This window comes from Gammaproteobacteria bacterium (genome assembly GCA_013001575.1).
Lineage (GTDB): Bacteria > Pseudomonadota > Gammaproteobacteria > Steroidobacterales > JABDMI01 > JABDMI01.
Genome location: JABDMI010000019.1, coordinates 35,845 through 47,731, shown reverse-complemented (window position 1 = coordinate 47,731; position 11,887 = coordinate 35,845). Strand labels below are relative to the sequence as shown.

At 46.1% G+C, this 11,887-nt stretch carries 13 protein-coding genes; 2 read left to right on the top strand and 11 right to left on the bottom strand.

What is annotated here, in order from left to right:
• From HKN88_01735 to HKN88_01685, 11 genes are all read right to left on the bottom strand, one after another.
• On the bottom strand, positions 1-200 hold a 200-nt coding region (locus tag HKN88_01735; GenBank protein ID NNC96771.1), incomplete at its 3' end, for a hypothetical protein.
• Positions 201-308: 108 nt separating this feature from the next.
• Positions 309-650, bottom strand: a complete 342-nt coding sequence (locus HKN88_01730) for a DUF2853 family protein (GenBank protein NNC96770.1) — start codon at positions 648-650, stop codon at positions 309-311.
• A gap of 219 nt (positions 651-869) precedes the next feature.
• Positions 870-1,169 (bottom strand): DUF202 domain-containing protein, encoded by a 300-nt coding sequence (locus HKN88_01725; protein NNC96769.1) that lies wholly within the window; start codon positions 1,167-1,169, stop codon positions 870-872.
• A 276-nt stretch (positions 1,170-1,445) separates the two neighbouring features.
• Positions 1,446-1,994, bottom strand: a complete 549-nt coding sequence (locus HKN88_01720) for a hypothetical protein (GenBank protein ID NNC96768.1) — start codon at positions 1,992-1,994, stop codon at positions 1,446-1,448.
• A 28-nt stretch (positions 1,995-2,022) separates the two neighbouring features.
• Positions 2,023-2,430, bottom strand: coding sequence for a hypothetical protein (locus HKN88_01715; GenBank protein NNC96767.1), 408 nt, complete (start codon positions 2,428-2,430; stop codon positions 2,023-2,025).
• Between the two features lie 20 nt (positions 2,431-2,450).
• Entirely contained in the window at positions 2,451-3,215 is a 765-nt protein-coding gene (locus HKN88_01710; GenBank protein NNC96766.1) for an SDR family oxidoreductase, read from the bottom strand.
• An 87-nt stretch (positions 3,216-3,302) separates the two neighbouring features.
• A complete protein-coding gene (locus HKN88_01705; protein NNC96765.1) occupies positions 3,303-4,277 on the bottom strand; it encodes an NADPH:quinone oxidoreductase family protein in 975 nt (324 codons plus the stop codon).
• 37 nt (positions 4,278-4,314) lie between these two features.
• Complete coding sequence (locus HKN88_01700; protein ID NNC96764.1) at positions 4,315-4,791, bottom strand: hypothetical protein; 477 nt, start codon at positions 4,789-4,791, stop codon at positions 4,315-4,317.
• 9 nt (positions 4,792-4,800) lie between these two features.
• Positions 4,801-5,826: a phosphotransferase family protein gene (locus tag HKN88_01695; protein ID NNC96763.1), complete on the bottom strand. Its 1,026-nt coding sequence runs from the start codon at positions 5,824-5,826 to the stop codon at positions 4,801-4,803.
• Positions 5,827-5,895: 69 nt separating this feature from the next.
• Entirely contained in the window at positions 5,896-7,104 is a 1,209-nt protein-coding gene (locus HKN88_01690) for an acyl-CoA dehydrogenase (GenBank protein ID NNC96762.1), read from the bottom strand.
• A gap of 51 nt (positions 7,105-7,155) precedes the next feature.
• Complete coding sequence (locus tag HKN88_01685; GenBank protein NNC96761.1) at positions 7,156-7,860, bottom strand: histidine phosphatase family protein; 705 nt, start codon at positions 7,858-7,860, stop codon at positions 7,156-7,158.
• A gap of 149 nt (positions 7,861-8,009) precedes the next feature.
• On the opposite strand from HKN88_01685, the gene HKN88_01680 reads away from it, so the two are divergent.
• Entirely contained in the window at positions 8,010-8,909 is a 900-nt protein-coding gene (locus HKN88_01680; protein NNC96760.1) for a LysR family transcriptional regulator, read from the top strand.
• Between the two features lie 92 nt (positions 8,910-9,001).
• Positions 9,002-11,809 (top strand): valine--tRNA ligase, encoded by a 2,808-nt coding sequence (locus HKN88_01675; protein ID NNC96759.1) that lies wholly within the window; start codon positions 9,002-9,004, stop codon positions 11,807-11,809.
• Positions 11,810-11,887 lie beyond the last annotated feature (78 nt).

Below are 11,887 nucleotides of genomic sequence, written 5' to 3'. Positions count from 1 at the left end.
AGCCCCTGAGGTGCGGTGATACTCAGCTTTTCAAACGCTTTCGCATAATCGCCCGCGCGATACGCCTGCATGGCTTCTTTTTCCAGTTGATATAACTTGTTTACTTCCGAGTGCTCGAGTTTGGGTTGTGCAGCAAAGGCACAGATTGCACAGGCACTCACTGTAATTAATAGAATATAACTTTGAATAAACGCTTTCATAGCAATTCCTGTTGTGTGAGAAACAATATTAGCAAATTATTACCGACTATCAGGAAATAAAAAAGCCGACAAATTGCCGGCTTTAATAATTGCATATCAAACAAGGTCTTATTTATAGACAGATGCTTTTTTGAAATGCTTGCAGAGCATGTAATAGATCACTGCACGGTATTTGTTGCGGTTAGATTTGCCATATTTTTCCATAACAGTGGCAATCGCATCGTCCAGGTTGCTGCTGTCTTTCAGGCCAAGTTTTTTGATCAGGTAGTTATTTTTAACGGTGGCAATCTCAGCCTTGTCGGAACCGGATACTGTGGCAGCGTCTTTATTATAAATAGCCGGGCCACAGCCAATGGTTACTTTTTTCAGAAGATCCATATTGGCACTTTCGCCAAATTTGTCTTTAATATCGGCGGCGTATTTCGCGATCAAGTCGTCTCTTTTACCCATTACAGCGTTCTCCGTTGTGATTGATTAAAATTTGTGTGCCGTGATTGTATACGATTCTGCCCCCCTAGAGCATGCAAAGTTTTGTAAAGCGAAATGATTGAATCAAGATTGGAATTTTTATCAGGAATTTATAATTTGAATTTTAGATTAGACCTGTTCCAGATACGGAAAATAGGTCAAATATTCAACGTAAGCAATTGTTTTTATTGGTTATAGCTGTCAATTATGGGTCTCTGAGTGTTTTTTCGGTCTAACGACGCGAAGAATTTTACGAAAGCGGAAGAATCGCACCAAACCCATAATTACGACCAGGACGCCGGCCACGAAAAGTACTGCGCCAACTATTTGCAAAAACTGATCTTCAGGGAAGAACTTCAGCAGAGTTACACCACCCGCCAATAAGGCCAATGCTGTACGCAAATATGCCAGCAAAGTTCGCTCATTGGCCAAAACCGTGCGGTCAAAGGCGAGCTTGTCACGCAGGGTCATTTCATTATCGGTATAGGCCAAGTAACTCATAATTTCAATATCTGGTGAAGGAACAGGAATTATACATTTGAAAAATAAAAGCGGACATAAAAAAATCGCCTTGTTCTGCAAGGCGATCCAGTTCTTTACGTAATTTGTTTTTTTGTTTTCGGCGTTTACTGCTTGCGCTTCGGATGTGTGCACCGCCCTTGCGCATTAATGGCGAAAGAGCTGCGAGGTTTCGTCGTTTGTTTTTCTTTGGCTTATTTTTCTTGGGCATAGTTGTGTCTCAACATCTAAAAAATCAGTATAACATTTACTCAACTACTATTTTACGCGTCTATACACCAGTTTGTTTTCAGTGAGCTTGTCACCATCACGAAAAACAATATAACCTTCAATTTCGTTATCGGATCTTTTATAAAAACTGATACCGGAAAAATGTATTGCGTCTTTTTCAATACTGACCAATCGGAAATTCACATAATCCGGTTTTTCCTCCCAGGCACTGAAGTCGGGATTGAAATGTTTGACCTTCAGGGAAAGACTGTCGTTTTCCTCAACCAGCAGTAATATTTCGTAAAAAATAATTCCTTTATCATTAAACAATTTAAACATCCCAAGCATCGAACCCATGGACGGCGGATTCCAGACCTCTTCAAATTTCGAACCGAAAGCCTCACCTTCCCAGGACCCCACTAACCAGGCAACGTCCTTAAGTGTGGCTTTTTGACCAAGTTCTCCATTTGCCAGTCTTTTTGTATATTTTAGCGTTGTGCTTGGATCGGTATGCAAACTCTCGCTTGCAATCACACAAGCATTCAAGGCTAATAGTGTTAGCGTAATAACAGCTGATTTTGCAACAATTTTCAACACTTATACATCCTTTATTCAAGTAGCTTGCTTAAAATATAATTTTATACATTAAACGAAACCACATAGTCCACAAAAACACTGAACTAAGCACATACATCCAGAATCGATGAGACACTTTATTATAAGTTGTGTGTATGCAACTATGCAGGATTCGAAAGATCACAAATGCCCAAGCACACACCAGAAAGACACTATCTGTGAGCTTTAGTACAAGAATTATTAGCGAAACCGTATAAAACAATATGGGCAATTCACACAGATTACGAAAATTATCACCAGAGAAAATAATTGCTGCAGGTAAATTACGATTAGTTGGTTGCATGTCCGCTGTGGTTAAATCAAATTTCCTCATTACAGAAAAGCGCACATAGTACATACGCAACCATACGAAAAATGTTAGCAGAACCATTGCAAATACAGGATACAAAATATTCATAAATTATTGCACTTTTAAATCTATACTGTAAAACCACCATCCACAACAATACACTCGCCTGTTGTGTACGAACTTGCATTAGATGCGAGATACAAGATGGTACCGGCCATTTCATCCGGTTCGGCATGACGATGCATTGGAATCATGGCCATTGCCATTTTATACACTTTTTCGTCATTGAATAATGCCCCGGCGAATTTGGTTTTGGTCAGACCCGGAAGCAATGCATTCACTCTAATGTTGAATTTGGCACATTCTTTTGCGAAAGATTTTGTCATATTGATCACCGCTGCTTTGGTTATCGAATATATGCCTTGCCCGATACCCGGCTGCAAGCCATTGATCGATGCGGTGTTGATGATCGAGCCGCCGCCGTTCTCACGCATCATTTTGCCACCTTCGATGCTCATGAAAAAATACCCGCGAATGTTCACATCGACCGTTTTATTAAAAGCGCCGAGGTCAGTATCGAGTATATGCCCATAATACGGATTCGCTGCGGCATTGTTGACTAGAATATCCAGCTTGCCATGTCGGGATTTTAATTCGCTAAAAATACTCGAGATCTCTTCCATACTGCCAATATTACAGGCGATAGCTTCGGCAGAATTTCCCGCGGCTTTGATCTCGTCCACCACACGCTGACAGCCTTCAATTTTGCGGCTCGAAACGATCACGTGTGCGCCTTGTTCAGCGAGTAGTTTTGCAGCCGATTCACCAATCCCGCGACTCGCGCCGGTTACCAGTGCGATCTTTCCAGTTAGGTCAAATAAGTTTGTAGTCATAATTAAAATTTCTCGGTTAGTTTTTATCTGAATAAGCACATACAAAAGCCAGATTAATCAATTCAGCTCTTAATATGCATAATTTAGTTATGGGCGCAAAATCACTTTACCCTTGGTCTTCCGGTTCAGCACTTTATTCAAGGCGTTTGCTGTATTTTCCAAAGCAATGATCTCATCCACGTGAACTTTGACCTTGCCCTGCAAATACCAGGTTACGAGTTCCTGCATATTCTGCATAAATCCTTTGGGGTCACGTTGGGTCCAGGCGCCCCAAAACACTCCGACCAATGCATACCCCTTTACCAAAGCAAGGTTGATCGGAAGCTTGGGAATTGTTCCCGAAGCAAAACCGATCACCAATAAGCGGCCATTCCAGGCCATGCCACGACTGACCGCAGCAAAGGCGTCGCCACCAACCACTTCATAGGCAACATCCACACCCTGACCATCGGTCAAACGCTTGATCTCTGATTTCAGGTCATTCTCGACATAGTTAATGCTTTCATCGGCACCATTAGCCACAGCAAGATCGATCTTTTCCTGGGTTGAGCACACCGCTATGACTTTTGCCCCCATGGCTTTCCCGATTTGCACCGCGGCTAAACCGGTGCCACCCGCTGCTCCAGTCACCAGCAGGGTTTCGCCCGGCTGCAGATTGGCACGCTGCTTTAAAGCATGGTGTGCCGTGGCATGTGCCGTGACCAGTCCGGCGGCTTCTTCAAACGGGATCTGGTCCGGGATCGGAAAGGCAAAATGTGCATTAACCACCGCTTTGCTGGCAAACATACCCAAGCGTGCGACAGCAATTACACGATTGCCAATTTTCAGGTTTGTGACACCTTCCCCGAGTTCTGACACCACACCGGCAGCTTCAGTCCCCGGAATGAATGGAAAATCCGGTTGGGATTGATAAAGACCTTGTACTAACAAACCGTCCGGGAAATTGACTCCACAGGCTTTTAAGTCGATCACCACTTCACCCGCTTGGGCAACTGGATCGGGAAGCTCCTGGAATTGTAATTCTTCAACGGGTGCAAATTTGGTACATACTATGGCTTTCATATATTTCTCTTGAATTGGAGTATTTCTGAATCACTGCCTACCTGGTTAACAAGGTTATCACTCTGGCATTGATCTCGGCTTCGGACTCGATGGCATCAATTCTATTCTCCAGAATCTCATCCATCCAGTCATTTAATGACGCATACATTTCCGCAGTATCGACCGCATCTTCACCCATGGCTTGCAAATTACTTTTTGCCTGCTTGACGGTTAGCAAACGGGGTAAAAGCAAAGAGTAAAAGGTATACGCCCTTGGGTGTTGGAATTTACGCTCACTAAAATATGCGTGGACCTTGTCCAAATGCTCGGAAAAAGCCGGGTCCAGGTCGTAGTTTTTTAATTGATCTATCAGATGGTCTTTTTTAAGTTCGGAAAAATCTTCGGCAACCTTTGCATCCAGGCTGTCTTGCAAACGCTCTAGTGGCTTGGTCTGTTTATCTTGCCCGAACCATTTTGTTGCTGCGAAAAAAGCAGCCACGCCTGCGATACTTCCGATGATAAAGCCTTCTAGCATGAGCTCATTTTATTCAGAAATGACTTGTAAAGCCATTTGTGCGAGTGGCTCGACAAATGCTCCGACTTGTCCGGCCTGTTTGCTCGAGGCATTGCCGTCGGCGGCCCGTTTAGCGACCCCTTGCACAATAGCGGCCAAACGGAAAAAGCAAAAGGCTAAATAAAATGGCCAGTTTGGAATCTCGTCCAGGCCCATACGCTCACAATACATGGCCACGTATTCTTGTTCACTCGGAATATTAAGCGCTTTTCTGTCTCTGCCTTGCAAACCCGACATGCTGCCCATACCGGCCGGTAGGCGTAATCCCATGCACTGATAGGCAAGATCGGCATAGGGGTGTCCGAGGGTCGATAATTCCCAGTCTAAAACCGCAATGATCTTTTGATTGCTTTGATCGAACATAACATTATCGAGACGATAATCGCCATGCACCAGCGAAACTTTTCCGTCATCCTCCGGCATATTTTCTTCCAGCCAGGGCATTAGCTTGTCCATAGCCGGAATTTTGTGAATCTCGCTGGCCTTGTATTGCCTGGACCAGCGCCCGACCTGGCGGGCGAAATAATTGCCGGGCTTGCCGTAATCAGCCAGACCAACTTTATTGATATCGACACTATGCAGTGCGGCCAGGACCCGATTCAATTCAAGGTACATCTCGCGCCGCGTATCCGGATCCACGTTTTCCAGAGCCGCGTCCCAATGGATGTTGCCGTCACAATATTCCATGACATAGAACATAGAACCAATAAGCTCGCGGTCTTCACACAGGTGATAAACCCTTGCAACCGGAACGTCTGTATCTTTTAATGCATCCAGCACCCGATATTCACGATCAACGGCGTGAGCTGAAGGCAATAACTTGCCTGGCGGCTGGCGACGCAAAACGTATTGGCCCGACTTGGCATTGAGAAGAAAAGTTGGGTTGGATTGGCCACCTTTGAACTTAGTGGCCGATAACGGACCTTTGAAGCCCTCAATCCTGGTTTCCAGATAACGGGCCAATTCGGTTTCATTCAAAGTATCTACTGCTGACATTTAATTGTTCGCCAAAAGAAAGAGGGTCAATAAAATAGAATCAATGGAATAGTTTCAAGCTAATAGGCATTAAACCATATAGGTAGCGGCCAGATTACGCCCCAATTGCATCATGTGCACTTGGTCCGGACCATCAGCCAGACGCAAGGTACGTGCATAGGCATACATGTGTGCCAGTGGTGTGTCTTGACTCAATCCAACCGCGCCATGCATTTGCATGGAACGTTCCAGAACACGGATGGCCATATTCGGAACAGTGATCTTAATCATTGCGATCAGGTCTTTGGCAATCTTGTTGCCGAATTTATCCATGCGGTCTGCGGCTTTTAAAGTCATTAATCGCGCTTGCTCAATTTCACAAGCGGATAAAGCGATGTCTTCGCGTACCGACTGATTCTTGATAAGTGGCCGACCAAACACCACACGTTCATTGGCGCGCTTACACATCATGTCCAAGGCCACTTGTGCAACCCCGATCATACGCATGCAGTGATGTATACGTCCGGGTCCCAAACGCCCCTGGGCGATCTCGAACCCTTTACCCTCGCCCATGATCAGGTTTTCTTTGGGCACGCGAACATTTTCAAATTTGATCTCGGCATGACCTTCCGGTGCATCATTAAAGCCCAGAACAGTCATGGGTCTGATCACATTGACTCCCGGAGTATTCATCGGTATCAGGATCATGGATTGCTGGGTATAACGATTCTCGCCTTCCGGGTCACTCTTGCCCATTACGATCATAACCTCGCATTGTTTACGACAAGCGCCTGAAATATAAAACTTGTGACCGTTTATGACGTAGTCGTCGCCATCGCGAAGGATCGAGGTTTCGATATTGGTGGCATCACTGGATCCGACTTTGGGTTCCGTCATGGCAAAGGCTGAACGTATTTCGCCATTCAACAGCGGTTCGAGCCAGCGTTGCTTTTGTTGCGGGTTGCCGTACTTGGCTAATACTTCCATGTTGCCGGTATCCGGAGCGGCACAGTTGAAAACCTCGGAAGCCCATAATACTTTTCCCATTTCTTCTGCCAATGGGGCGTACTCAAGATTGGTCAGTCCCGGTGACTCCTCATAGGCCGGGGGCAAGAAAAAATTCCATAATCCCTGTGCTTTGGCCTTGGCTTTCATTTCATTCACAATTGCCGGTGTGCTCCAGTTATCAGCGGCCAGCTGTTGGGCATACAGTTCGTTGTTGGGTATGAGATTTTCATCAATAAAGCCGCGTACTTGGGCTATGAGATCGTTGACTTTATCGCTGTATTCGAAATTCATGATAGTTCCATTTTTGTGTATTGTTTAATGTGAATGCCTGGATGGTTAAACTTAACTGTATGTGATGTATTCTTTTTTTTCTGGATTGTCCAGATGCGGCACATGGTTGAACGTGTGCAATCGGGCGCGTTTGTGATTAAAGAAACAATGTGAAATGGAGGTATTGCGGATCTGGATGTTGAGCTCGATCATACTGTCTTGTGAAGCACCCAGCATGTGGCTCACCGCCATTCCGATCGCACCACCGGAAGTCACCGCCAATACTTTTTGCCCCACATGCTTTTGCGTCAGTATTTCAACAAACTCGAGAACCCGTGAGCGAAACTCGGAATATTTTTCCGGTACGTGTTCATCCAGTTTGCCTTCCGACCAGGCCAGAATTGCCATTCGAAACACCCGATAGAACTCGGACCTGTCGGAACTTTTTTTCGGGGTTAATTCCGGATTGAGTTTAAGAAAGCCTTCCGCCACCGCCTTGAAATCAAATTCGTTTAATTGTGGCATCACGGTGGCACTTTGAATCTTGTCATCGAGTACAGAGAAATTTTGGTGCGACTGCAAGCCCTTGTGTAATCCCTCCAAGGTCTCGCGATGTCTGACCATATCCCCGAGTACCACCGTATCAAAATCAAAAGCATGCCGGGCCAGATGTTCACCCAACCAATGGGATTGCTGATGACCGAGTTCGGATAATTTGTCGTAGTTGGCCGCTCCAAAGGATGCCTGCGCGTGACGGATTAGATAGAGTTCAGCCATAGCTTTTTGGAATACGGGAAGAAAACCCGATTATTATCTGAATAAACGCTAATTGTAAGTCTTTGAGTATTATATTTGTAATTTATTATATAAATTGCTAATATTCAGGTTAATTATAGTGCGTAGGGCCAATCCCAAGGAGACTCACTGTGTCGCAACACAATACCGATCTTAACCTATTCAAAGTTTTTGTTGTCATCTATCAACAGCGAAATCTAACTCGCGCTGCCGAGCTCCTGTCGGTGACCCAACCCGCGGTAAGTAATGCCCTGAATCGTTTGCGTAACAGTTTTGATGATAAATTGTTCATTCGCACCCATAAAGGCATGGTCCCTACCCCGTTTGCGGAAAGTATTATTGAACGTGTGCAAGAAGCTCTGCAAATTTTAAATTCTTCTCTTATCAGCAAAGAGACATTTGATCCAAGTACCAGTCGGCGTATTTTTCGTATTAGCATGAACGATCTGACTGAAGAAAAATTATTGCCCCGTTTGATCCAGGAATTGCAAAAACGCGCTCCAGGCATCGAACTCGACTGTTTTCATGTCAAGCGCGCCAATATCGAGAGTGAAATGAGTAAAGGCATGCTCGATCTGGCCCTGGATGCAACCATTTCAGTTGGCAGCAATCAACTCAACTCTCAATCACACGAAGGCAGTCGCTTTGTTTGCATGTTAAGCAAAAACCACTCGAGCATTCATGGTAATAGTATTTCCCTGAAAGAATATCTGGGCTTGAACCACATAGTGGTATCGAATCGCCGTCGCGGACTTTCCTACGAAGACACAGTTTTAAAACAATTGGGCCTGAAACGAAACATTGCCTTGCGCATATCGCATTATCTGGTTGCGCCACTGGTGGTCAAACACAGTGATCTGGCCCTGACCATTCCGGAATCATTGGCAGAACGGCAAGACAACAAGATCCTCGAATTGCCCTACGAGATAAAACCGCTGGGGTGGCGCTTGTACTGGCACAAAAGTACCGAAGACGACTCCGCCAATAAATGGATTAGAGGTCTGGTGGCTGAACTCGCTATCGACCTGTAAATAATCGAGTTAACAGGTGACATTCTGTGACCCTGATTATTGCAGCACTCGGTATAATGCCCGACTGCAATCAAGTCTGATCGAAACTTACAATGGAAAAAACCTACGACCCGCACAGTATTGAAAAAACCTGTTACCAAAAGTGGGAACAGGATGGTCGCTTTGCTGCCGGCAAACACGTGGCCAATGACAATACCAATGCGTATTGCATTATGATCCCGCCGCCCAACGTCACCGGCAGTTTGCACATGGGGCATGCTTTTCAACACACCATCATGGACGCCCTGACTCGCTATCAACGCATGCTGGGCGCGGATACACTCTGGCAACCAGGCTCGGATCACGCCGGGATCGCCACACAAATGGTGGTGGAAAGATTACTTGCCAAAGAATCAGTTTCGCGTCACGACATCGGACGTGAAAAATTCGTTGAAAAAGTCTGGGAATGGAAAGATCAATCGGGCGGCAAGATCAGCCAACAAATGCGCCGCCTGGGTGACTCCTGCGACTGGCAACGTGAAGCCTTCACCATGAGTCCCGAATTATCCGAAGCGGTCACCGAAGTGTTCGTGCGTTTGCATGAAGAAGGTCTGATCTATCGCGGTCAGCGTCTGGTCAATTGGGATCCGGTCTTGCAAACCGCCATCTCCGGACTGGAAGTTGAAACCCGCGAGGTGCAAGGCTCGATGTGGCAGTTCGCCTATCCTTTAGACGCAGGACCGGTCGACGGGATTTCCGAGATCGTGATCGCCACCACCCGGCCTGAAACCATGCTGGGCGACGGTGCAGTTGCTGTGCATCCAAGTGACGAACGCTACAAGAACCTCATTGGAAAAATGGTGCGCTTACCAATTGCCGAGCGTTTGATCCCGATTATTGCGGATGAATACCCAGATCCAGAATTTGGTTCAGGAGCCGTGAAAATTACCGGCGCGCATGACCAAAATGACTTTGAGGTCGCACAACGCAATAATATTCCGCTAATTAAACTCATGGACGGTCAGGCACGCATGATCTCGAATGCCGAGAATCAAGTGCCGGATCGTTATCACGGCAAAGACCGTTACGTGGCGCGTAAAATGGTACTTGCAGAAATTGAAGAACTCGGTTTATACCGCGGCAAAGAAGACAAACTCATCGCCCAACCCTACGGCGATCGCAGTGGTGTTGTGATCGAGCCTATGCTAACCAACCAGTGGTACGTTAAAGTTGGCCCGCTGGCTGAACCGGCGATCAAGGCCGTTGAAGATGGTGAGATCAAGTTTGTACCGGAGAACTGGAGTAATACCTATTTCCACTGGATGCGCAACATACAGGACTGGTGCATCTCCCGACAATTGTGGTGGGGACATCAGATTCCGGCCTGGTACGACGAGTCGGATAATATTTACGTGGGTCGCACAGAAACGGAAGTGCGAGCAAAATATGATCTGGGCAATGCAGTGTTACGCCGAGATGCAGACGTGCTGGACACCTGGTTCTCATCGGCCTTGTGGCCCTTTGCAACTTTAGGCTGGCCCAAACAAACCCCGGAGCTGGACACCTATTTGCCCACCAATGTTCTGGTCACCGGTTTTGACATTATCTTTTTCTGGGTTGCCCGCATGATCATGATGGGCCTCAAGTTCACCGGCAAGGTTCCGTTTAAAGAAATTTACATCACTGGCCTGATCAAGGACGAGCATGGACAGAAAATGTCAAAGTCCAAAGGCAATGTCCTTGACCCGATCGACCTGATCGACGGAATTGATCTTGAGACCCTGGTAGAAAAACGTACCAGTGGCATGATGCAACCAAAAATGGCTAAAAAAGTTGAAAAAGCTACACGCAAACAATTCTCTGACGGAATTCAGTCCTATGGCACCGATGCACTGCGTTTCACGTTTGCAGCCCTGGCCTCAACCAGTCGAGACATCAACTTCGATCTGGCCCGGGTAGAAGGTTACCGAAACTTTTGTAACAAGATCTGGAATGCCTCGCGTTATGTGCTCATGAACACCGCCGAGCACGATTGCAGTGAACAAGGCGCGGAATACTCAATCACCGACCAGTGGATCCAATCGCGTCTCAACACCACCGTGGCTAATGTGCATAAACATTTTGCCAATTACCGTTTTGATCTCGCCGCCATGGACTTGTATGACTTCACCTGGAACGAGTTTTGTGACTGGTACCTGGAGCTATCCAAACCCGTACTCTACAGTGACGAGATTTCAGCCGCGCGTAAACAAGGTACACGACATACTCTGCTCACAGTTCTGGAATCTCTATTACGCCTGCTTCATCCGATCACTCCGTTCATCACCGAATCGATCTGGCAAAGCGTGGCGCCCTTGGCTTTGTCAGAACACAGCCCGGAAGCGTCGATCATGGTCCAGGCGTATCCTCAATTTAAGCAAAGTCTGGTCAACAACGAGGCAGAAAAACACATTGAATGGATAAAAGAGTTTGTATTGGGCATTCGTCAGATCCGGGGTGAAAATGACATAGCCCCATCGCGAGCCTTACCGGTATTAGTGAGTAATGCCACTCAATCCGATATGCAAAGAATTGAAGAATTTCGTACCCTGCTGAGCAAGATCGCTAAAATTGCAAGCATTGAAATTTTGACTGATGAGTCGGGGGTTCCACCCTCTGCGACCGCTTTGTTAGGTCAAATGAAATTATACGTGCCACTGGCCGGTCTTATCGATGCCAAGGCTGAAATTGAACGCCTGGGTAAACGTCTGGTCAAAGCTCAAAACAATCAACAAAGTCTGACCAAAAAACTTGCTAACGAAAAATTTGTTAATAGCGCACCCGAAGCGGTTGTAGCCAAGGAGCGGAATAAATTGAAAGACAGTGAACAAGAATGCACTCAACTTAAGCAGCAAATTGAAAAAATGCAGGCTTTAGTTTAAACCTGAAATAATTAATCACGCGGATTAAAACTTTGGATACACAAACAAACTTACACAAAATTGCCGACCATATTGCCA